The organism is Pontibacter ruber (genome assembly GCF_023630205.1).
Taxonomy (GTDB): domain Bacteria; phylum Bacteroidota; class Bacteroidia; order Cytophagales; family Hymenobacteraceae; genus Pontibacter; species Pontibacter ruber.
Genome location: NZ_JALPRR010000004.1, coordinates 190997 through 213031, shown reverse-complemented (window position 1 = coordinate 213031; position 22035 = coordinate 190997). Strand labels below are relative to the sequence as shown.

The following is a 22035-nucleotide window of genomic DNA, read 5'->3' as shown; positions in this document are numbered from 1 at the left end:
ATAATTATACTTAATCCATCATGTAAAAAGGTTTGCTTATGAAAAGCAGGATATTGGCAACCAGACTTGCACAAGTAGCAATGGTTTTAACGTTTGCGGGTTCAACTGTACGCGTGCTGCACTTCTTCGAAGATAACAACAGCACAATTGCTTATATCCTGTTAGGCGCCGGCATCGTGCTGATGGCGTTGGCTGTTATTCTCCGCTCAAGGAATATGAAGCAATTGGAGAAGGAGAACCAGCAACTGGAGGAGGAAGTTAAGCAGCTGAAACATAAGTAGGCCATTACTTATGTTCTTATAATTAGATTTTCCCATCCTGCTCATACTTTCCTTTTGCAGCTTAGCTGCTCACGCTCTACAGGGACTTACCTATCTTAAAGAGAAACGCGTGCAGCAACAGGCAACTCAACAAGAACATCGATCTTATACTTGCCGACCTGAAAGAGGTAAAAAAATAGAAGTGATCAGGCAGGACCTCACTGCCTCCTACCGTTGGAGCCTGGATGAGAACGAGCAGTTCCTGAATATTGTGACCGTACAGAGGAACTAGCCTGGTTTGCCGTCAGTAGTTTAAGTATAAAAGCTTATGTGTATTTTGCCGGACAGAAGTAAAGTATAAAGTATAAAACTATGGACGGAAGAAAACGAGCAAACATAAAGCCTGGCCTGCGTGTCAACATCGTGATGAAGGAAGACCAGCGCACCGGCGACCTCACCGAAGGCTATGTCAAAGACATCCTCACCAACTCCCCTAATCACCCCCACGGCATCAAAGTGCGTCTGGAGACAGGGGAAGTAGGAAGGGTGAAAGAGATATTGGAGGAAGATTAAGTCTGATTCTGGCTCGTATTGCACAGCTCATCTAAAAAGTCCCCCTTTGAAGGGGGCAGGGGGATGATTGACACCTGCCGGTCAGTAATCCATACTTCGATAGTCCGCTGCACATTGGGCAAGTCCTTCATCACTTCCTCGTCGGTAAACCGAAGCGTTGTAAAGCCATAACCAGCCAAAACGGCGTCTCTTTCTGCGTCCTCTTCCGTTTTGAAGTTGTGGGTGTAGCCGTCCACTTCTATGATGAGCTTTAGATCTTTACATAGAAAATTAGCAATGTAGTTGTACAGGGGTCGCTGCCTCAAGAATGGATAGCCCTGTTTGCCGTTGCGCAGTACTTCGCACCATAGCCTGACTTCTGCTTTGGTAGATGTGACGCGAAGTACTTTGACAAAAGGCTGAAGCTTTTTGTTGTAGCCGTGATTCGGTGCCATCGCTGGTGTGATTTATACTATATCGTCTGAAAATCCGTTGGTGTAATCATCCCCCTGCCCCCTTCAAAGGGGGACTTTCTGAGAATGATGTGCTCTGTTTATACTTCCTAAACTCCCAAACTCTCTAACTTACAACAGCCCTTCATCCGCAAAGCTGTAGTAGTCGTTGTCGGTGAAGATGATGTGGTCGAGAACGGGTAGGTCGAGGAACTGGCCTGCTTCTTTCATTTTTTTGGTGAGCGCGATGTCGGCGGCGCTGGGTTTGATGTTGCCGCTTGGGTGGTTGTGCACCAGTATGATGGAACTGGCCAGTTGCTCCAGCGCTTTTTTGAAGATGATCTTCGGATCGGCCACGGTGCCGGCTACGCCGCCGGAGCTTATACTTTCCTTTTTCATCACTACGTTGGCGCGGTTTAAAAGTATGATCCAGAATTCTTCGTGCTGAAGATCGAGCAACTGCGGTTTAATGTAGTTGTAGATATCCGTGGAACAGGTAATGCGGGTCTTGGCAGCTACAGTAGCCTCTTTGCGCCGGCGTCCCAGCTCCAGGGCACTAACGATGGTAATGGCTTTGGCCTCGCCGATGCCTTTGTGCTTCATCAGGTCCTTTACCGAGAGTTTGGCCAGTTCGTTCAGGTCGTTGCCCACAGCAGCAAGTATAAGTTTAGCTACGTCCACGGCTGTCAGTTTGGGAGTGCCGGAGCCGATCAGGATGGCAATAAGCTCTGCGTCGCTGAGCGCGGCTTTGCCTTTGAGCAGCAGTTTTTCGCGGGGCCGGTCCTCCTCTGCCCAGGTTTTAATGTTAAGCGATGCTTGGTAAGCAGAAACCTCAGAAACAAGTACTTGTTCTTCCACAACGGTACAGAATTTGATGGTTAAAGGATGCTAGCTGAAATCCTTTTCGCCGGAAATTAGTTCAGTAGTAGCGACCTCATTCGCTTTATTTGTTTTACCTGTTAATTTTGAATGATTCCAGCCCTGCCAAAACATGCTGTAGCGGCAGCTGGTTCTATATAATTTATGCAACGTATGTTATCCATAGCGATAGTCCTTTTGATCCTTTTCCTGCTGGACCTGTATGTGTTTCAGGCTGTTTTAACGGTTACCCGCAACCTGGCACCGCTGGCCCAGAAGTCGATTTACTTTTTATACTGGACTATCTTTGCCATAACGGCAGGTACTTTTGCCCTGGCCTCTGCCACACGCGGCACGCCTCCTTCTTCGTTCAGCACCTACCTGGCAAGTACTTTATTCATCATTTTCGCTTCCAAGCTGGTGGTAGTGCTGTTTCTGTTTGTTGATGACGTGGTGCGCCTGGGCAAAGTGGCCCTGAACAGCACCTCCGCAGTGGCGGAATTCGACCCGTCGCGCAACAAGTTCCTGAACCAGATGGGCCTGATGGTGGCGGCCGTTCCTTTCACGGCTTTTATTTACGGCATGGTGAAGGGCGCTTACGATTACCGCGTCAAGCGCGTAACGCTGCACTTCCCGAACCTGCCCAAAGCTTTTGATGGCTTTAAAATGCTGCAGATCTCTGACCTGCATACCGGTAGCTTCACCTCTACCGAGCCCCTGAAGCAGGCCGTTGAGATGATCAACAAGCAGGAGGCAGACCTGGTGTTCTTCACCGGAGACCTGGTAAATAACGTAGCCACCGAGCTAACCGACCACATGGATACGCTGAAAGAGATCAGAGCCAAGCAGGGCGTGTTTTCGGTGCTGGGCAACCACGACTACGGCGACTATGTAAACTGGGGAAGTCGAGAGGAAAAGCACCGCAACCTGCAAACGCTTATTGACTCGCATGGTAGAATGGGCTGGCAGATCCTCCTGAACGAGCACCGTAAGATCGAAAAAGACGGTGAGCACATTGCCGTGCTGGGTGTAGAGAACTGGGGCAATCGCCGCGGCTTCCCGAAGTATGGCAAGCTGCACCAGGCTTACAGTGGCACCGAAAACAGCCCGTTTAAGGTACTGCTCTCCCATGATCCTTCGCACTGGGATGGCGAGATCAACCAGCATTACAAAGATGTTGACCTGACGCTTTCCGGCCATACGCACGGCATGCAGTTCGGCGTGAACATACCCGGCTGGAAGTGGAGCCCGGTACAGTACGTATACGACCAGTGGGCGGGCCTTTACAAAAAAGGACAGCAGTACCTCTATGTGAACACAGGACTTGGTTTCCTGGGCTATCCGGGTCGTGTAGGTTTCTTACCCGAGATCACCGTATTCGAACTCAAAGCTGCATAAGCACACAGAACTTTTCTGTAGAAGAGCCAGCCCTATAAGCTGGCTCTTTTCTTTTCACATCCTATACTATAAAAATATAATCCAATTAAATCCTTTCCTTGTATTTCCAAGATTTACTTGCTTGTGGCGCTCATCTGCACTTAAAAATACCCCGATACATCAAACAGAAGCATTGCATGGGCTATACTTCACACCGGATCAGGAACATAATACGTGGGCTGCCGTAAAACTTTCAGGGAGGCATACATAAGTTTTATACTATTTATTTCTTTTTAAACCTCCCAACTAAGTTAAACTTAAGAGCGCTGAAACCATGAAAAAGGTATTTTATTCTATAGCTATAGTTAGTGCAATGATGTTCGCTTCGTGCGGAGAAGACAGAGGTACGACCACAGAGGTAGCCAATGCGAACGTAGACGAAGACGTGAACCCAAACCACATCCGAGGGTATGGCGATGAGGCATCGCATAACACAGCCGGTATGTCCGGCGACGCTGACCTGGGGTATCGCCAGGAAGCCGAGCAGGTAGCCAGCCGCATGGCCTCTGACCTGAAACTGGACCAGCCAACCCAGACGAAGGTGCAACAGGTATACTATGACCGTGCAAAACGTATGGGCGAATTGGAAGACCGCTACAACTACAGCGAAACAAACCGGATGGGTGGACAGGCGAACAACGACACCGAAAACGACATGAGCGACAACCCGAACACGAACATGGACGCCACCCGCCCCAATAACGCTAACAATGCCTACACAGGCAACAACAACGAAGGCGAAGGCCTGAATGCCAACGCGGCCAATAACAAGAATCAGAATGCGGCCGGCACCTCTGGCAACAACATGAGCAATGATATGAGTACGACCGGTGCTCCTATGACGCAGAGCCAGATGGAAAGCGAGCAGAAAAAGATAATGCAGGACACCGACCGCCAGATGAAGGAGGTTCTTACACCTGAGCAGTACAAGCAGTGGCAGCAAAACAAATCGAAGTATACCAACAAGCAGCCAGAAAGCAGCTCGCAAAATAAATCTGGAGATAACATGCAGAAAAAGAACAACTAAGCTTTTTTATAACCGTATAATAAGAAGTTGGAAACCCGTAGCGCCCGTAGCTATGGGTTTCTGCTTTTACAGGCTTTTGTATTTTCCTCAGTTTTAGTAACTTTAATGCAAGAGATGTTTCTCTCTTCTATACGTTAGGGCTGGCATACTATTTGGCTGTCTCCAACGTATTGTTTTAGAACCGACTGCCGTTTTAGACGGTAGCCACCTTGCCTGTACATGCATCGATATTTTCTTCTATACTTTTCTTTACTCCTGTTCTTGTTCAGCAGCCTTCCTGCTTTGGCCCAGAAAAACATACGGGTGCGCGGTACTGTGCTGCAGTCAGACAAAAAGACACCCATTCCCGGAGCCGGCATCATGAAGGTTGGCACTACAAAGGGAGTTGTTTCCGACGATAAGGGAGAATTTCTGATCGACATAGAAACCGAAGACACCTTGCTCATAAGGGCAATTGGTTTCAAGCCTTTGCTGTACCTGCCTAAAAAATTGCCGGTATCGGAGCTGCGGGTAAATATTATACTTCAGGAAGACAGCGTGATGCTGGGCGAAGTGGAGGTAACAAGTCGTCCGTCGGAAGAAATGATCCAGCGGGCCTTGCGCAACATGAAGCGACAGGACCCTAACTATGTTAAAAAGCCAGGCTATGTGGCTGGCTCGGAGCCACCACCACCACCACCACCCGCACCAGCTACCGTGTTAAGCCCCGTAACGATGCTCTACGAGATGTTGTCGAAAGAAGGAAAGCAGAACAAAAAGTTGCAGGAAATGCTTTTGCAACAAGAGGTGGAGCGCCGAAGGATAGAGTACGAAAAGCAAAAAGCCGAGTACAACCGCTTTTTTAAAGACAATACAGGTTACAACAAATAACAGTAGCCTGTAAAAAGCTAAACATTTGCCGATTGCGTAGGTTAGGTAGTTACCAAAACCAGAAAACGCAATGAAGATCGGCTATCCCTGCATCAACCTAACCCTCGACTGCTCCTCCTCACGCACATTCCGCCTGGCATCTTACTCCGAAGAGCGCCTGATCCAGACGGTGGAGCAGAACCTGGCGTGCCTGCGGCGCATACTCGAGTTCAACGTAAAGCACGGGTTGTTTTTCTTTCGACTTACGTCCGATCTGGTGCCATTTGCCTCCCATGCCATTAATACCTATAACTGGCAGGAGCATTTCAAGATGACCTTCCGCCGCCTCGGCGATTACATCAAGAACAACAATATGCGCATCTCCATGCACCCCGATCAATTTGTGGTGCTCAACTCGCCTAACCCCGAAACGGTAAAAAACAGCATTGCTGAGCTGGTGTACCAAGGCAGTGTGCTCGACCTGATGGGGCTGGATACCACAGCAAAACTGCAGATACACGGCGGCGGTGCCTACGGCGATAAAGAATCAGCCCTGAATCGTTTTGCGGAAGTATACCACACCATGTTGCCGGAGGCTGTAAAAGCAAGGCTTTGCGTGGAAAACGACGATCGCACCTACAGCCTGACCGATTGCCTCATACTACACGAACTAACGGGCATGCCAATCATATTTGATAACCTGCACCACGAATGTGTGAACAACGGGGAGCCGATGCGCGAAGCTGTAATGCTGGCAGCACAAACCTGGCAACCGGAACGCGACGGCGTGCTGATGATGGATTATAGTTCCCAGTCGCCGGGAGAGCGCAAGGGCAAGCACGTGCAAAATATACAGGAGCAGCTTTTCCATGATTTTCTGACAGAAACAGAAGGGCTGGATTTTGATGTGATGCTCGAGATCAAAGACAAGGAGGAAAGTGCACACAAAGCCGTAGCCATAGCCCGCGCAATGGGCCGGCTATAGTTGCTTTATCCGAAAATAAGGTGGTAACTGAATTGTGCCAGTTCCCAGAGCGCCCAGCCGAGCAGGATAAACAGCACGATAATACCGATCAGAACACCCACTATAATGCCTTTGCCGCTGCCCTGGTAGCGGCCTTCTTCGTAGTGGCTGCGCAACAGGCGCACATTACGTTCGTTGGCCTTAAAAGCAAAATCAAAGATATTCCCCAGCACCGGTATACTTCCAATAATGGCATCGAGCGCCACATTGAGCAGCATCAGCACCACGAGTTTTCCGCTCGCCCCGTGCCGTGCCATGGTCATGATCAGGGTTGCTGACACGGCAAAAGAAGCCAGGTCGCCAACCACCGGAAGCAGACCAAGTATGGGATCAAGGCCAAAGCGGAAGTTGGTTCCGGGCAGCCGGAACTGGTTGTCCATAATTTTAACGACCGAATCTACCCATTTAAGTCTTTCGGAATCTGGCGTGCGGCTATATCGTGCTTCGTGTGGCAGCATACGCGCTTATACGGGAGCAGCAGGTAAAAGTAGCAGAGGCAACAGATAGATTTACCGGCGACGTTTTGCAAACTTGCTTTTTGCTTTGTAGGTGTTGCTCTTCCACTTTTTATGCACCTTGTCCTGCTTTCCGTTTACAAAGCGCATGCTGCGTCCATCGTCGTCCATCAAAATAGCTTTATTGGATCTGGCAAGCGGCGAGCAGGACGCCATCAGGATTACTGTAAGAAGATAGAGGGTAAGTTTAAGTGTTGTCATAGGCCGCGTTAGCTAAGTGTTAAACCAGAAAATCAAAGGCCATCAGGCTACCCCTTCCTCTATACTTTCGACAACACAAGCTGAACGGCCACTGCAGAACATTTATACTTTATAAATAAATATAAGTTTAATATAATTTATTTAGAAAAGCAAAGACGCGTAAATTCAGCTATTCAGATAACCTGTAGAGTTATTAAAGCTGATTAAGACAAACTTGCGATAGGTTTTGCAAAGTGCCGCCTGTTTAAGAACATACCTGATGGTTCATTAGCAGGGCCATTTCTCTCCGGTAGTATGGTAATCTAAATACATCTTCTCTTTCCGGAAAATAAAAAGGCGAGCTTTGGAGAGCTCGCCTTTTATGCCATTGCTGCTGTGTTAGCAGCTGTTATTTTTTCTTGACTTTGCCGTTACCATTTCCTTTACCGGAATTGCCGTTGCCTTTACCGGAGTTGCCTTTCTGGGCAGGTGCAGCATGAGACTTTACAATAACGGTGTTGCCCTTTGAGCCACCTTTGTGCTTGGTATGGCCTGGGTTGGTTGTGCGTGGGTGATGCGGGTTGTTCGGGTTCTTGTACCAGCCTTTGTGCAGGCCATTGTCTTTACGCCCGGTTGCAACGCGAACATTTTTGCTGTCTTCAATAATAATAACCCTGCCTGTTCGCTTTGGTGTTTTTCTGGAGGAGGAACAGGAGGCCAACATGGTTACTGCCACAATGATCAGCAGTACGTGTCTTAGAATTTGCATAATTAAGCTTGTATACGTTTATGTGGCACCTCTACCACAAAGTGCAGCGCAAAAGTATAAAATTTAATCGTATCACAAACAAACTATATACATGCTGCACTGATTCTTTTCATAGCACTGTTTTTCAGCAAAATTGCTACACTACTGTGCATTAAACTCTATACTTGCTGGCAAATATTCTTTTACAGCAACACCAGAACATTATTCCTTAGTCTGCTGATTTGTACCTAATCTGTTATCGTTTATTAATCACCCGCTCTTGCGCCAGGTATACCTGCAGCAACACCACCATGGCATAGTACCATATACAAAATCTCAACCAAACTAATCCTGATTCGTTCTACACTAAGTTTCTTACAAAGAAGAATACTATACATAGGCGGTAGCCGTTTAGTGTTTCATTACAAGCAATAGGTCAGATGATAAAATATTATACAATACTACTACAGATCCTGTCCGGATTTCTCCTGCTCGCTTCCTGCGCCGAGAAAGACGAAGAATCGCCTGCCAATGCAGCACCCGTACCAGACAATGCAGTGGATGTGCACGTGATCATAGGGCAGTCGAACAGCACAGGCATGGCCCACATCTATGAGTTGCCTGAAGACATGCTCAAGCCCCTGGAAGGCTGCTACATCTATAACAAAGACAACGGAAAATTTGAGATCATGCAGGCCGGCGTGAACACGCAGACCGGCAAAGACCAGTTTGGTCCGGTACTAAAAGCAGCACAGTTGCTGCAGGCACATAAAAAGAAGGATGTATACTTTGTAGTAGCAGGCACCGGCGGTACCCAGTTGTACAAGTCCGGCACCAGCGCAGTACAAGACTGGCACCCAGAATCGAATGAAATATTTGCGCAGGCAACGCAAACCATCGATAAAGCCCGAAAGGCGCTGGAAGCCGATGGGAAACAGCCTGTGTTTAAATCCATAGCGTGGTGGCAGGGAGAATTTGATGCCCAGTATCAGGAAAAAGCCGCTGACTACCAGGCCAACGAACAAGCCCTCTTTGCCGCCCTCGACCAGGTAGCCTACCTGAGCAGCACCAGGCGTGTGGTGTACAGGGTTTTCTCGGATGTGGAGGACATGCCTTATGCCCAGGATGTAAATGATGCCAAAGCAAAGCGGGCTGCTGCCGACAAGCGCACTACCCTCATCCAGACAGACGGCTATCCGCGCATCCCCAAAGATCCGATCCATGCGTCAGACCAGGGGCTACTGCAGGCAGGCACCGACTGGTTCAACGCCATCAAAAACCTGTAACTGATAAGTATAACTAAAACAAAAGACCCGCAACCTTAACAGGTGCGGGTCTTTTGTTTCTTAAGAGTGCCGTAATTGCCAAAGCAAGTATGGCGCTCTTGTTTTCTTGTTTATATTACTTTGTTCTTACCTTATGTCCGGCAGCTGCAAAGTATAAAATGAACAGGTAGCAAGGCACCATGATCCAGTAAGCCTGCTGGGCGTCAATAGCGTCGGCAAGCGAACCGTATATTAACGGCAGGATAGCACCACCGGCAATACCCATGATCAGGAGCGAAGACCCTATTTTAGTGAAGCGACCCAGATCCGCGATAGCCAATGGCCAGATAGCAGGCCACATCAGTGAGTTAGCCAGGCCAAGCAGCGCGATGAACAGAACCGAAGTATAGCCCTCCGTAAAGATGGCGCCTACAGCAAACAGAACACCAAGTATAGCGGACACCTGCAATGCTTTTTCCTGCCTGATAAATTTCGGAATGGCAACAATACCAATCAGGTATCCCACGATCATAGCTCCCAGGGTGAAAGAAGTAAAGAACTTGGCAGTTGACAGGGAAATACCCTGCGCAGCGCCGTAGCTGATGATAGTATCACCGGCCATTACTTCCACGCCCACATACAGGAACAAAGCCATCGCGCCCAGCAGCAGGTGCGGGAACTGCATAATGCTTGTTTTATTTGTATTGGCAGCGGCAACGGTTTCGTCCTCCTGCTCAGTATCCACTTCAGGCAGCGAAGAAAGCAACACCAGTACAGCCAGGATCACCAGCGCAACCGCCACTACTATATAAGGCGAAATCACACGGTGGGCCAAGGCATCCAGTTCCATGGCGCGCTCCTGCAGGCTCATGGTATCCAACTGCTTAACCAAAGCATCGGCATCCAGGAAAACAATGGCACCCAGTGCAATCGGGGCAAGTATACCGCCTATCTTGTTACAGATACCCATGATGCTGATGCGCTTGGCAGCACTTTCAGCAGGGCCAAGTATAGTGATGTAAGGGTTGGAAGCTGTTTGCAGCAAGGCCAGTCCTGTTCCCTGCACAAACAAACCGATCAGGAAAATGATGTACGTGCGTGACAACGCAGCAGGTATAAAGATCAAAGCACCCACCGCCATGATGGCCAGGCCAGCCGCCATACCTTTCTTAAAGCCCGTCTTTTTAAGCACCCATGCCGACGGGATCGCCATTACCAGGTAAGAGATGTAAAAGGCAAAGGCTACCAGGTATGACTCAAAATTGGTGAGTTCACAGGCAATTTTAAGGTATGGGATCAGTACCGAGTTGAGCCAGGTAACCGACCCGAAAATAAAGAACAAGATGCCAATGATCACAATCGGGCTGAGGAAGTTGGAACCACCCGCCTGTACTGCCTTGTCGTTAGCAGAGGAAGCTACTTTTGTCATTATGTATACTATTGATTATGTAAGGTGCAAAGTATGAATCAGCCTTCTTCAACATTAAGGAAAGTATAAGCAGCAAAATGGCTGTACTTATTTTCAGCAAAGCAAGGTTGAAGGTACAATATATAAATTTATTCAGTTATACTTCTGTGCTTACTCTACTATTATTTCATCAGAGAACAACCACGTTTTCTGCCCTGCAGACGGGTATTGCGCGGGGCTTACGCCGATGCTTTTTGCCGTTACTTTCACAAAACGTGCTTTGGTAGCCGGTATAGCCGCTGTTACGTCCCGCTTCAGGATACCCTCTTCAGCATTCGGATTCGCATTTGTGATCACCTTCACGGTTTTATAGTTTACCCCATCCGTAGACACGGCATACGTTACCTGCGCAGGCAGAAAAATGCGGTAGCCGATGTTCTGCATGAACGAGGTATTCAGTTTCGTGATGGATTTTGCCTCTTTCAGATCTACCACCGCTTCCATGTCCGTGCCCAGAAAACCGGTCCAATGGCCGTCGGTCTGGTCGGTGGAGCCCTTTAGGCCGTTTACCAGGTTTGCCTTGTTGGAGTAGCTCGGGTGCGCCGGCGTGTTCAGCAAAACCGTACGGGAGAAGCCTTTGTGTGCATCAAAGGTTTTGGTGCTTACTTTACCCACCAGCTTGCCATCTGCAAAAGCACCCGCCTTTATGGTAGCAGACTCTTTCAATGTGAATGGCTGGGTGTAGGCTTTAGAAGAGGAGGTTGGCTCCGTACCATCCAGCGTATAATAGATCTTTACATTGGCGGCATCGGTCGCAAAGCTTACAGTTGCCATACTTTGAAGTGTATCTACTTTTATCTGCTGACGCACGTTAAAAGCGCTTCTGGAGTAGTTTACTCCCATGGCATCGTAGCGTTTGTACTGCTGCTGCATGCGTACTTTAAAGTCTTCCCAGTTCTTCTTCTGAGCCGGTGTCCACAGCACTTCCGACAGCGCCGACATGCGCGGCATGATCATGTATTCTACATGTTCCTTTGTTGGGATGTACTCTGTCCAGACGTTGGCTTGAGCGCCCAGGATATACTTGCGTTCATCTGCTGAAAGCTCCGTTGGCGTTGGCTCAAACGAGTATACATTTTGCAAGGTGCTGTACCCGTGGATGGCAATTGGCTCGAGTTCGCGTTCGCCCTGGTAGTGGTCGAAGTATAAATGCGTGCCCGGCGTCATCACCACGTAATGTTTCTCCTTGGCAGCCGCTATACCGCCTTTTGTTCCGCGCCACGACATTACATAGGCATTCGGGGCCAGACCGCCTTCCAGTATCTCATCCCAACCGATAATGGTTCTGCCGTTCTTGTTCACGAACTTTTCCATGCGCTGCACAAAGTAGCTCTGCAGTTCGTGCTCGTCTTTCAGGTTTTCGGCTTTGATGCGGGCCTGGCATTTCGGGCATACCTTCCAGCGGGTTTTCGGAGATTCATCGCCACCAACATGAATGATCTTGCTTGGAAACAGGTCCATCACCTCTGTCAGCACGCCTTCCAGAAAAGTAAACGTTTGCTCGTTGCCGGCACAGAACACATCGTGAAAAATACCCCACTTCGATTCCACTTTATGAGGACCACCAGTGCAGGAAAGCTCCGGGTAAGCAGTAAGGGCTGCCAGCGCGTGACCGGGCATTTCAATTTCAGGTACCACGTTGATGTAGCGTTCCTGCGCATACTTTACCACCTCGCGTATTTCATCCTGTGTGTAAAAGCCACCATGGCGCTCCTTTTTATAGGTCTGCGGCAGGTCCCAATAATGGCCGATCATGGTGCTGTCGCGCCAGGCGCCTACTTCTGTCAGTTTCGGGTATTTCTTTATCTCGATACGCCAGCCCTGGTCATCGGTCAGGTGCCAGTGGAAGGTATTCATCTTGTGCATGGCCAGGTAATCGATGTAGCGCTTTACGAACTCCACCGGCTGGAAATGCCGTGTTACATCCAGGTGCATGCCCCGCCAATGGTAACGTGGTTTGTCTATAATATCTACTGCCGGGATGGCTATACTTGCCGATGTGCTCTTAGCGGGCAGCAACTGCTTGATAGTTTGCGTGCCCAGGAAAATACCGTTCGGCTTGTTGGCCGCCAGTGTGATCTGGTTTGTTTTTACACTTAAAGTATAGCCTTCCTCTCCCAGCGAGTCCGCAGCATTTTGCAGTGTCAGGTAGATCAGGTTGGTATCTTTTTTCTTCGGCTTTTTCTGGATCAGCTCTGGCTGTATACCCGATACAGCTTTTATCTCCTGCGCCAGGCGCTGCCCGATCTTGCTAAGCTCCTCATTCTTCGGTTCGACATAGATCTTCGTACCTGCCGAAAGTATAAAACTTCCGCTCTGCGTGGTTAGCTGCAGGGGCTGCGGTATGATGGAGATCTCTTTTGCCTGCTTCGCGCCCTGTGCAAAGGCAGGTGCCACCGCAACGGAGGAAGAAACGCAAAGTATAAATGCCAGTACTGTTTTTTTAATGTTCATGCCAGAGCTTTGGGAATCAAGGGTGAGAGATAATGCTGCTTAACTGTTCAGGTAATCAAAGTATAAACCTGATGGTTTGGCAAGTATAAAAATGGTTAAGTAAAAAAGCCAACGGCACAGGTGTACTGCCTTGCCGTTGGCTTATTGTACTTTATTAGAACTTCCAGCGCACAAAAGCTTCCATCGCCTCGTACTCTGCCAGACCCAGCTCATCGTAGTTCCTGGCAGTTTCGCGGTTGCGCTCCTCAGCTCTCACCCAGAATTCTCTGGCGTCGTCGCCCGGGAACACCGGCCTGTCTTTCTGCGACTGGTGCTTGAAGATGGCGTTGCGCTTGCGTTCCACTTCCTGCGGAGAAAGCGGCACCGCCATTTCGATTTCGTGTGTTTCGAATTCGTGCCATGCGCCGCGGTACATCCACAGCCAGCAGTCTTCTGTCCACGTCTCCTGCTGACGCAGGCGCTGCAGGGCCTCCAGCACAATTCTAAAGCAAACAATGTGCGTACCATGCGGGTCGGCAAAGTCGCCGGCTACAAATACCTGGTGTGGCTTCACTTTCTGCAGCAGCTCCATGGTCAGCTCCACGTCCTTATCCGTCACCGGGTTCTTCACGGTTTTGCCTGTCTCGTAGAAAGGCAGCGCCATGAAGTGGATCTGCTCGTCTGGCAGGCCGGCATAACGGGCTCCGGCAATGGCCTCACTTTTACGGATAAAGGCCTTTACATCACGCAGCGCCGGCGGGTCGATCTGGTTTGGCTGCTTGGACTCCAGGAAGTGGCGCATCTCTTTGTACATCTCCTTCAGCTGGTTTCCATCCTGGCCTATACTTTGGTTAAAATCGATGGCAAACTCTACAAAGCGCAGGGCATCGTCGTCCCAAACGGCGGTGTTGCCGGAAGTCTGATACGCTACGTGCACCTCGTGGCCCTGATCTACCAGGCGGATGAAGGTACCACCCATCGAGATCACGTCGTCATCCGGGTGCGGCGAAAAGATCACCACGCGCTTCTGCTCCGGCAAAGCACGCTCCGGGCGTCTGCGGTCGTCAGCACCCGGCTTACCACCTGGCCAGCCCGTAATGGTCTGCTGCAGTTGGTTAAATATCTCGATGTTGATGTTATAGGCCGGTCCCTGTTCGGTTACCAGCTGCGCCATGCCATGGGCGTTGTAGTCTTCGTCTGTCAGCTTCAGAATTGGTTTCTTCAGCGTTTTGGCCAGCCAGATCACTGCTTTCCTGATCAGGGCCTGATCCCATGCGCAGTCTTTTACCAGCCATGGCGTGTTGAAGCGTGTCAGGTCCGAAGCGGCATCCTTGTCCAGCACAAACTCCACGTTGTCAGATAGCTGCAGGTACGTAGCCGGCACTTCCGACGACATTTCCCCTTCCACTGCTTTCTTGATGATCGGTGCTTTCTTACCGCTCCAGGCCATCAGGATAATTTCGCGCGCTTTGAAGATGGTGCCGATACCCATGGTGATGGCTTTGCGCGGCACGTTTTCCTTACCACCAAAGTCGCGGGAGGCGTCGCGGCGGGTCAGGTCGTCCAGCGTTACCAGGCGCGTACCGGAGTTTGGCGCCGAACCCGGTTCGTTGAAACCGATGTGGCCCGTACGGCCGATACCCAGCACCTGCAGGTCCAGCCCGCCCAGTGCTTCTATCTGCTGCTCGTAGTTAAGGCAGTACGCATGAATTTCCTCTAAAGGCAGGGTACCATCCGGGATATGGATGTTTTCTCTTCTGATGTCGATATGGTCGAAGAGGTTTTCGTGCATGAACGTTACGTAACTCTGCACCGCAGTTGGCAGCATTGGGTAGTACTCGTCCAGGTTGAAGGTTACTACGTTTTCAAAGCTCAGCCCCTCCTGGCGGTGCATGCGCACCAGTTCGGCATACACGCCTACCGGAGTAGCACCTGTGGCCAAACCCAGCACGGCCTGCTCTCCCCGCGCCTGCTTGGAGCGGATCAGGGTGGCAATGCGGCGGGCAACTGCCACCGAGGCCTCCCGCTGGTCTTCGTATACTGTTACCGGCAGCTTCTCAAATCGCGTTTCTTCCAATAGGTTTAATCGAGCCATGGCTTGTTTTATTGCTATGTGTTACTTGTTACTCTGTTTATACTTTACTCTCTTATTCAACTTACCTGCTTTCAGGTACTGTTCGTGGTTCTGGCTATACTTCCCGGCAGCGGCTGCTGCGGAACCTGCCCTTTACATATACTTCTTATACAGGTTGTAGAGCACTTTCTTATCCGCCTCGGTTAGCGGGCTTTCGACATCTTTCTGTATGAAATGTATCTTAAAGGCCCTTACAGCTGCGTTCATGTCTTTGGTATCGAAGCCGATGATGCGCAAGGCTTCCTGTGGGTTGAAGCTTTCCGGCACCGGCGGGTGCACCGGCACCTGCTCAAATACCAGCACCGAATCCTGCGGCACCTTGCTTAGCGGCACAGGCTGCTTCTTCAGCACCATCACACTATCCAGTACGTCCTCGTCGTACCACAAGCCAAAACCTTTGTCTGCCAGCGTCTTCCAGGGGAAAGCAGGGCTTGGATCTACCTTGCGCACCGGAGCGATATCCGAATGACCAATGAAGTTGGCGGAAGGGATGCCGTGGTTTTTCTGCAACGTAGCCAGTACCCCGATCAGGCTGCTGATCTGTGCTTCCGGGAAAGGCTCTGAACCGTTGTTATCCAGTTCAATGCCGATAGAGGAAGAATTCAGGTCTGTGGCATTTCCCCACTTACCCGCGCCACCGTGCCAGGCCCGCAGGTAATCGTTTAACATATGGTATACTTTGCCGTCGCGCCCGATCACGTAGTGTGCACTCACACTCGTTTTAGGCATGGTAAAGGTTTTGAGCGTGTGCTCCGTGGAGTTCTGCGCCGTGTGGTGGATCACCACATAGTTTGGTTTGCGCATGTTAAAGTTGGTAGTCCCCACCCAGTAATCTCCCTCGGGGTAAGCCGGTGCCTCCGGGTTATTCAAAGGAGCTGCCTTCAGCAATTTGGCATAGGCCTTTGCCTGTTTCTTATAAGAGCGGTTGGTGGCCGCATACGGGTTAACAGCACAGGAGGTAATAACCATACCCGACAATAAAAGAGTGAACAGCCGGGTTGAAAAATGCTTCATAAATAGTGATCTTTATAGCGGCTCCAGATACAGGTACACAAGACGAGCTTTGGCAGGATCCGGCAAATTGCTGTATGGCCTTTTCCGGTATTACTCCATTGCCAGTACTGTACCTCGTATTGGAACTACAATATTGCTTTTATTTGCAGGAATTTAAAATATTCACGCAAATAAAAATATTTAGTATACTTTATTCTCTTAAATTGCATATAATCTTGCTACTACAATAACACTGATCGTTTTGAAAAAACACCTTTACATTCCTTTTGCCTTCATCTTTTTAACGATGCTAGGCCTGACGAACTTGCAAGGCCAGACAAAAGGCGCAAAATTCCGCAAGCCAGCGGCAACAACCACAACGGCTACCAGTTTCAATCCGGAGAAAGATCCACCCTTCCTGGGCGCTAAAGTCCAATGGGTAGACTCTGTGATGAAGTCGCTGACACCGGAGGAGCGTATCGCCCAGCTGATCATGATTCCGGTATACTCGAACAAAAACCAGGCGCACATCGACTCGATCAGCAACCTGATCAAAACTTATAAAGTAGGCGGCCTGATTTTCTTCCAGGGCGGTCCGGTGCGCCAGGCCAAGATGACCAACCGTTACCAGAGCGAGAGCAAAGTGCCGCTAATGGTAACCATTGACGGTGAGTGGGGACTTTCCATGCGCCTTGACAGCACCATGGGCTTCCCGTACCAGATGGCCTTGGGTGGTATCGAGGATGAAAAGCTGATCTATGAAATGGGTGCCGAGATTGCCCGTCAGTGCAAGCGCATGGGCATCAACGTGAACTTCGCCCCAACGGTGGATATCAACAACAACGCCAACAACCCGGTGATCGGCTTCCGCTCTTTTGGCGAAGACAAGTATAACGTGGCGCGCAAATCGATGGCGTACATGAAGGGCATGCAGGACAACCACGTACTGGCCAGTGCCAAGCACTTCCCGGGCCACGGCGACACCAACGTAGACTCGCACTACGGTCTGCCACTCATCAACTTCTCCCGCATCCGCCTCGACTCCACGGAGCTGTTCCCATTCCGTATGCTGATGGCCAACGGCCTGGGCAGCGTGATGGTAGCACACATGAACATTCCGGTGCTGGACAACACGCACAACCTGGCCTCTACCCTTTCCAAGCCGATCGTAACCGACCTGCTCAAGAAAGAGCTTAACTACAAAGGCATTGTGTTTACGGATGCGCTGAACATGCAGGGCGTAGCCAAATTTTACCCTCCTGGCATTGTGGATGTGAAAGCTTTGCTGGCCGGAAACGACATCCTGCTGAACACGATGGACGTGAAAACCACCATCGCCGAAGTGAAAAAGGCAATTGCCAACAAGGAGATTACGCAGGAAGAGATTGACCTGCGCGTACGCAAAGTACTGATGGCCAAACAATGGATGGGCCTGGACAAATGGCAGCCGATCGAAACTAAAAACCTGATACAAGACCTGAACAACCCGCATGCGCAGTATATTCAGCGCCAGCTGGCCGAGGCTTCGCTTACACTGCTGCGCAACAAGAACAACATCCTGCCGGTGCAGACACTGGATACGCTGAAAGTAGCAGCCCTGGCCATCGGTACAACCAAGGAAACAGACTTCCAGCGTGGTTTGTCGCGCTACACTAAAGTAGATACCTTCTTCCTGGCTCCTACCGCTACGATTGCTGATCTGCAGGCCCTGAAAGCAAAGTTGCAGGATTACAACCTGGTGATTGCAGGCGTACACAAGCTACAACTAAAAGCTTCCGGCAGCGGCACCTTCGGCATCACAGCCGAAATGAACCTGTTCCTGAAAGACCTGATGCGCTCTAAGAAAACCATCGTAGGTGTGTTTGGCAACGTGTATAGCCTTGCCAAGTTCGAAGGCATTGAAAAAGCTGACGCTGTTATTGCCGCTTACCAGGAGACCGCCCTTACCCAGGACCTTGTTGCCCAGATGGTGTTTGGCGGTACCGGCGCCAAAGGCAAACTGCCGGTTAATGTGAGCAATGCCTTCAAGATCGGGGATGGTCTGCAGACTGAAGGAGGACTTCGTCTGGCTTATACTACGCCGGAGGCGGTAGGTCTTAAGTCGCAGCACCTGGCCGGCATCGACTCGCTGGTGCAACAGGCTATTGCAGAAAAGGCAACGCCAGGCGCCCAGGTATTGGTAGCCAAAAATGGAAAAGTGATCTACTACAAATCCTTCGGATATCATACCTACGACAACCAGACACCGGTACAGAACACCGACCTGTACGACCTGGCTTCCGTAACCAAGATCAGCACCTCGCTGGCAGCTTTCATGAAGTTGAAAGGTGAAGGCCGCTTTGACGAAAATAAAACGCTGGGCGCTTACCTGCCGGAGCTGACTGAAGACACCGACAAGGCGAATCTGAAGTATACCGACATCCTGACGCACCAGGCCCGCCTGCAGGCATGGATCCCGTTCTGGAAAGAGACCGTGAAAAAGAACGGCCACTTCAAGTGGAAAACCTTCAAAGCTGATTCTTCGGCCCGCTTCCCGATCAAAGTAGCGCAGAACCTGTACATCCACCGCAAGTATGCCGATAAGATCTACGACGAAATTATGGAATCTCCGCTGAACGAAAAGCCGGGATACGTATACAGCGACCTGTCGTTTATACTTGCGCCGCTGGTAGTGCAGAAAATCGTAGGCCTGAACTTTGAAGACTACCTGAAAAACCAGATCTACCGTCCGATCGGGGCTACTACGCTTACGTTCAACCCTTACAAGTATTACCCACTGTCGCGCATTGTACCTACAGAGTATGAGCCACACTTCCGTAAGCAGTTGCTGCACGGCACCGTGCACGACGAAGGGGCTGCCATGCTGGGCGGACTGAGTGGCCATGCCGGCCTGTTCGGAAATGCCAACGATGTAGCCAAACTGATGCAGTTATACTTAAACGACGGTACGTATGCCAACAAGGAGTACATCCGGGGCAATACCGTAAGCAAGTTCAGCAAGTGCCAGTTCTGCGACCAGGGCAACTACCGTGCCCTCGGCTTTGACCGTCCGTCCAAGCCTGGCTCTGAGAATGGCAACGCAGCCAAGAGCGCACCGGCTGAAAGCTTCGGGCACTCCGGCTTTACCGGTACCTATACCTGGATCGATCCGGTAAACGACCTAGTATACGTGTTCCTGTCTAACCGTGTGAACCCGACACGCGAGAACAGCAAGTTGAGCAAGCTGAACACCCGCACCAACGTGCTGCAGGTAGTTTACGAGGCCATCGAAAAAGCCAAAGCCGCTGGGGCGTCCACTGTACAACAATAAATATTTAACAGCAGAGCCGCTCTACCTTCTTAGAGCGGCTCTGCTGTTTTTTATACCTTATACTTCAGTTCTGATCATACTTAAATACGCACCTTTTATGAACAAGCTAACAAGAGCACCTTCTCTCACAAGTGCCGGCTTGCTACAACCCAGAACAGCTGAAAGATACCTGGCACTTGACGTGCTCCGGGGCATGACGATTGCATTGATGATCGTGGTGAACAACCCCGGCAGTTGGGGCAGCATTTATGCTCCGTTCAAACATGCGGCCTGGCATGGCTTTACCATTACCGACCTGGTATTCCCTTCTTTTCTGTTTGTAGTGGGCAATGCCATGAGCTTTAGCATGCGCAAGTTTGAGAAGCAGACCAATGGTGTATTCCTGCGCAAAGTTCTCAAAAGAACCGTTCTTATCTTTTTGATCGGCCTGTTTCTTAACCTCTTTCCATTTGTAAAATGGTCACCGGAAAACGAGATCGTGCTGAAGGATTTTACGGCTGTGCGCATACTGGGCGTGCTGCAGCGTATTGCCCTTTGCTACTTTATTGCCTCGCTGGTGGTGCGGTATCTGAAGTATAACGGCGCAATGATTTTTGGTGTGGTAACCCTGCTGGGCTACTGGGCTGTGATGTATTTCTTTGGCGATCCTGCCGATCCGTATAGCCTGGAGGGCAACGCCGCCCTTAAGTTCGACCGCATGTTCCTGCCTGAAGAGAATACCTACAAAGGCTTCGGCATACCGTTTGACCCGGAGGGACTGCTGAGCACCCTGCCTGCCACGGTGAATGTGATTGCGGGCTACTTTGCTGGCCTGTTCATCCAGAAACAGGGCAACAACCTGCGCACCGTGTTCAAGCTGAATCTGGCTGGCGCTGTGTTGGTGGCAGTGGCCCTGGTATGGGACATCTATTTCCCGATCAATAAGCCGATCTGGACAAGCTCTTACGTGCTGCACTCGATTGGCCTTAGCCTGATCATACTGGGCACGCTGATGTTTATCATGGAGGTTGCCGGCTACGTGAAATGGTCCTACTTTTTCGAGGCATTCGGCAAAAACCCGCTGTTCATTTTCGCCTTTGCCACACTCGTTATCAAGCTGCTCAACTTCATCCGTATCGGTGATATCAGCCTGCAGAAGTGGCTGTACGAACACCTCTTCCTGACCTGGTCGGAAGGTAAAACAGCCTCGTTGCTGTTTGCGCTCTCGTACATGTTGGTAATGTGGCTGATCGGTTTCTGGATGGACAAGAAGAAGATCTATGTGAAAGTATAATCTTTTTATGCTTTATACTTGCTGACTTAATGCTTAAGTATAAATACCAAAGCCTGTCTTCCTGAAAGCTTCTGAAAATGAGCACAGAGAAGGCAGGCTTTCGTATTTTATACGGATATAGCACACCTAAACAGGTAGTAGCTTGTTGTAAATCAGGAAGACAACTGGTGTTACTGCAGCAAAAAAACAGAACATCCTATACTTCTGTTATATAGAAAAAATCATTTATATTTGACCTTTACCGCTTAACATAGGACATATGCTAAAGGAGGAACGGCAAGCTTTTATCATAAAGCAGATCAATCTGCACAACAAGGTACTATCATCGGATTTAAGCTTAAAGCTTAATGTGTCGGAAGACACAGTGCGACGCGACCTGCATGAACTGGCCGAGAGCGGCAAGATCTTAAAGGTGCATGGTGGCGCATTATCCAAATCGTTCCACAACCCGTTTCAGCAGCTCGAGGTGTATGCCAAAGAGTCGAAGAAGGAGATTGCACGCAAAACAATTCAGTTGTTCCAGGATGGCATGACGGTGTTGGTAGGCGGCGGTACAACCATGATCGAGGTAGCCCGCATGGTACCCGATACACTGAAATGTACTTTTTTCACGGTAAGCCCGCTGGTAGCCTTAGAGCTTGCCGAACGCTCGAACATCAACGTGATCCTGCTGGGTGGCCAACTCTCGAAGAACTCGCACATCATGATCGGTTCTCAGGTTATCAACCAGCTGTCCGAGATACGGGTGGACCTGTGCATACTGGGCACCAACAGTATTTCTTTGGAAGACGGTCTTACCGATTCGGACTGGGAGGTGGTGCAGGTAAAGAAAGCCATGATCCGCTCTGCGAAGAAGACGGCGATCATGAGCATTGCCGAAAAGCTTGATTCAGCCCAGAACATGAAAGTATGCGACCTGAACGCCATCCATTACCTGATCACTGACATCAAGCCAACTGATCCTGCTTTGACAGAGTATGCCAGTCTGGTGACGGTACTGTAAATTTATTATACCACATTAACATAAAACAGCTGTGCCCGACTCTCTAAGTCGGGCACAGCTGTTTTATGTTAGATCATGGCGCAAGTTTAGCGTCAGCGCAACTTGTGGCTGCACATGAGGCCAGTTTGTAACTGGCGTTCATCAGAGCCATACTTTCGGCAGTTGCAAACTGGCCTCATACTCTACCACCAGTTACCGCTACGCTCAAACTAGCGGTATTACAAAAAGCAGCAGCGCCCGTTTCTAACCAGAAA

19 protein-coding genes are annotated in these 22035 nt (G+C 50.0%); 10 read left to right on the top strand and 9 right to left on the bottom strand.

Features of this window, described 5'->3' with window-relative positions:
* Positions 1-38 precede the first annotated feature (38 nt).
* Both MJ611_RS17470 and MJ611_RS17465 read left to right on the top strand, forming a co-directional pair.
* A complete protein-coding gene (locus MJ611_RS17470) occupies positions 39-281 on the top strand; it encodes a hypothetical protein (protein ID WP_250431709.1) in 243 nt (80 codons plus the stop codon).
* A 351-nt stretch (positions 282-632) separates the two neighbouring features.
* Entirely contained in the window at positions 633-833 is a 201-nt protein-coding gene (locus MJ611_RS17465) for a YwbE family protein (protein ID WP_250431706.1), read from the top strand.
* Here the strand turns inward: MJ611_RS17465 and MJ611_RS17460 are convergent.
* Positions 830-1267 (bottom strand): endonuclease domain-containing protein, encoded by a 438-nt coding sequence (locus MJ611_RS17460; RefSeq protein WP_250431705.1) that lies wholly within the window; start codon positions 1265-1267, stop codon positions 830-832. The genes MJ611_RS17465 and MJ611_RS17460 overlap by 4 nt on opposite strands.
* A 129-nt stretch (positions 1268-1396) precedes the next feature.
* A complete protein-coding gene (gene radC / locus MJ611_RS17455; RefSeq protein ID WP_250431703.1) occupies positions 1397-2122 on the bottom strand; it encodes a RadC family protein in 726 nt (241 codons plus the stop codon).
* 198 nt (positions 2123-2320) lie between these two features.
* On the opposite strand from radC, the gene MJ611_RS17450 reads away from it, so the two are divergent.
* The 4 genes from MJ611_RS17450 (at position 2321) to uvsE (ending at position 6420) form a co-directional block, all read left to right on the top strand.
* Entirely contained in the window at positions 2321-3520 is a 1200-nt protein-coding gene (locus tag MJ611_RS17450; RefSeq protein ID WP_250431701.1) for a metallophosphoesterase, read from the top strand.
* Between the two features lie 313 nt (positions 3521-3833).
* Positions 3834-4586, top strand: coding sequence for a hypothetical protein (locus tag MJ611_RS17445; protein ID WP_250431700.1), 753 nt, complete (start codon positions 3834-3836; stop codon positions 4584-4586).
* 219 nt (positions 4587-4805) lie between these two features.
* Positions 4806-5456 (top strand): carboxypeptidase-like regulatory domain-containing protein, encoded by a 651-nt coding sequence (locus tag MJ611_RS17440; protein WP_250431698.1) that lies wholly within the window; start codon positions 4806-4808, stop codon positions 5454-5456.
* Between the two features lie 70 nt (positions 5457-5526).
* Positions 5527-6420, top strand: a complete 894-nt coding sequence (gene uvsE / locus MJ611_RS17435) for a UV DNA damage repair endonuclease UvsE (protein ID WP_250431696.1) — start codon at positions 5527-5529, stop codon at positions 6418-6420.
* Between the two features lie 5 nt (positions 6421-6425).
* On the opposite strand, the gene MJ611_RS17430 is transcribed toward uvsE, so the two are convergent.
* The 3 genes from MJ611_RS17430 to MJ611_RS17420 form a co-directional block, all read right to left on the bottom strand.
* The gene (locus tag MJ611_RS17430) at positions 6426-6917 is read right to left on the bottom strand and encodes a DUF4112 domain-containing protein (RefSeq protein ID WP_250431694.1); all 492 of its coding nucleotides are present in this window, start codon (positions 6915-6917) and stop codon (positions 6426-6428) included.
* A gap of 51 nt (positions 6918-6968) precedes the next feature.
* A complete protein-coding gene (locus MJ611_RS17425; RefSeq protein WP_250431693.1) occupies positions 6969-7175 on the bottom strand; it encodes a hypothetical protein in 207 nt (68 codons plus the stop codon).
* 388 nt (positions 7176-7563) lie between these two features.
* Entirely contained in the window at positions 7564-7923 is a 360-nt protein-coding gene (locus MJ611_RS17420) for a hypothetical protein (RefSeq protein WP_250431691.1), read from the bottom strand.
* Between the two features lie 419 nt (positions 7924-8342).
* On the opposite strand from MJ611_RS17420, the gene MJ611_RS17415 reads away from it, so the two are divergent.
* On the top strand, positions 8343-9188 hold the full coding sequence (locus MJ611_RS17415; RefSeq protein ID WP_250431689.1) for a sialate O-acetylesterase: 846 nt from the start codon (positions 8343-8345) through the stop codon (positions 9186-9188).
* Positions 9189-9303: 115 nt separating this feature from the next.
* Here MJ611_RS17415 and MJ611_RS17410 read toward each other — a convergent pair whose 3' ends face one another.
* From MJ611_RS17410 to MJ611_RS17395, 4 genes are all read right to left on the bottom strand, one after another.
* A complete protein-coding gene (locus MJ611_RS17410; RefSeq protein ID WP_250431687.1) occupies positions 9304-10596 on the bottom strand; it encodes a sugar MFS transporter in 1293 nt (430 codons plus the stop codon).
* Positions 10597-10746: 150 nt separating this feature from the next.
* Complete coding sequence (locus MJ611_RS17405; RefSeq protein WP_250431685.1) at positions 10747-13089, bottom strand: glycoside hydrolase family 20 protein; 2343 nt, start codon at positions 13087-13089, stop codon at positions 10747-10749.
* 154 nt (positions 13090-13243) lie between these two features.
* A complete protein-coding gene (nagB, locus tag MJ611_RS17400) occupies positions 13244-15163 on the bottom strand; it encodes a glucosamine-6-phosphate deaminase (protein WP_250431683.1) in 1920 nt (639 codons plus the stop codon).
* A gap of 132 nt (positions 15164-15295) precedes the next feature.
* Entirely contained in the window at positions 15296-16216 is a 921-nt protein-coding gene (locus MJ611_RS17395; RefSeq protein WP_250431681.1) for an N-acetylmuramoyl-L-alanine amidase, read from the bottom strand.
* A 286-nt stretch (positions 16217-16502) separates the two neighbouring features.
* On the opposite strand from MJ611_RS17395, the gene MJ611_RS17390 reads away from it, so the two are divergent.
* The 3 genes from MJ611_RS17390 to MJ611_RS17380 all read left to right on the top strand — a co-directional run bounded on the left by MJ611_RS17390 (position 16503) and on the right by MJ611_RS17380 (position 21781).
* Positions 16503-19505, top strand: a complete 3003-nt coding sequence (locus MJ611_RS17390; protein WP_377498022.1) for a glycoside hydrolase family 3 N-terminal domain-containing protein — start codon at positions 16503-16505, stop codon at positions 19503-19505.
* A 97-nt stretch (positions 19506-19602) separates the two neighbouring features.
* Positions 19603-20778, top strand: a complete 1176-nt coding sequence (locus MJ611_RS17385; RefSeq protein WP_250431680.1) for an acyltransferase family protein — start codon at positions 19603-19605, stop codon at positions 20776-20778.
* A gap of 259 nt (positions 20779-21037) precedes the next feature.
* Positions 21038-21781, top strand: coding sequence for a DeoR/GlpR family DNA-binding transcription regulator (locus tag MJ611_RS17380; RefSeq protein ID WP_250431678.1), 744 nt, complete (start codon positions 21038-21040; stop codon positions 21779-21781).
* The last annotated feature ends 254 nt before the right edge of the window (positions 21782-22035 follow it).

What these genes read in the sequence shown, in the direction of transcription:
- MJ611_RS17415 (WP_250431689.1), top strand. Translation starts at nt 8,343, where the DNA reads ATGATAAAATATTATACAATACTACTACAGATCCTGTCCGGATTTCTC.
- MJ611_RS17390 (WP_377498022.1), top strand. Translation starts at nt 16,503, where the DNA reads ATGCTAGGCCTGACGAACTTGCAAGGCCAGACAAAAGGCGCAAAATTC.
- MJ611_RS17410 (WP_250431687.1), bottom strand. Translation starts at nt 10,596, where the DNA reads ATGACAAAAGTAGCTTCCTCTGCTAACGACAAGGCAGTACAGGCGGGT.
- MJ611_RS17405 (WP_250431685.1), bottom strand. Translation starts at nt 13,089, where the DNA reads ATGAACATTAAAAAAACAGTACTGGCATTTATACTTTGCGTTTCTTCC.
- MJ611_RS17445 (WP_250431700.1), top strand. Translation starts at nt 3,834, where the DNA reads ATGAAAAAGGTATTTTATTCTATAGCTATAGTTAGTGCAATGATGTTC.
- nagB (WP_250431683.1), bottom strand. Translation starts at nt 15,163, where the DNA reads ATGGCTCGATTAAACCTATTGGAAGAAACGCGATTTGAGAAGCTGCCG.
- MJ611_RS17395 (WP_250431681.1), bottom strand. Translation starts at nt 16,216, where the DNA reads ATGAAGCATTTTTCAACCCGGCTGTTCACTCTTTTATTGTCGGGTATG.
- MJ611_RS17430 (WP_250431694.1), bottom strand. Translation starts at nt 6,917, where the DNA reads ATGCTGCCACACGAAGCACGATATAGCCGCACGCCAGATTCCGAAAGA.
- MJ611_RS17440 (WP_250431698.1), top strand. Translation starts at nt 4,806, where the DNA reads ATGCATCGATATTTTCTTCTATACTTTTCTTTACTCCTGTTCTTGTTC.
- uvsE (WP_250431696.1), top strand. Translation starts at nt 5,527, where the DNA reads ATGAAGATCGGCTATCCCTGCATCAACCTAACCCTCGACTGCTCCTCC.
- MJ611_RS17380 (WP_250431678.1), top strand. Translation starts at nt 21,038, where the DNA reads ATGCTAAAGGAGGAACGGCAAGCTTTTATCATAAAGCAGATCAATCTG.
- MJ611_RS17470 (WP_250431709.1), top strand. Translation starts at nt 39, where the DNA reads ATGAAAAGCAGGATATTGGCAACCAGACTTGCACAAGTAGCAATGGTT.
- MJ611_RS17420 (WP_250431691.1), bottom strand. Translation starts at nt 7,923, where the DNA reads ATGCAAATTCTAAGACACGTACTGCTGATCATTGTGGCAGTAACCATG.
- MJ611_RS17425 (WP_250431693.1), bottom strand. Translation starts at nt 7,175, where the DNA reads ATGACAACACTTAAACTTACCCTCTATCTTCTTACAGTAATCCTGATG.
- MJ611_RS17385 (WP_250431680.1), top strand. Translation starts at nt 19,603, where the DNA reads ATGAACAAGCTAACAAGAGCACCTTCTCTCACAAGTGCCGGCTTGCTA.
- MJ611_RS17460 (WP_250431705.1), bottom strand. Translation starts at nt 1,267, where the DNA reads ATGGCACCGAATCACGGCTACAACAAAAAGCTTCAGCCTTTTGTCAAA.
- MJ611_RS17465 (WP_250431706.1), top strand. Translation starts at nt 633, where the DNA reads ATGGACGGAAGAAAACGAGCAAACATAAAGCCTGGCCTGCGTGTCAAC.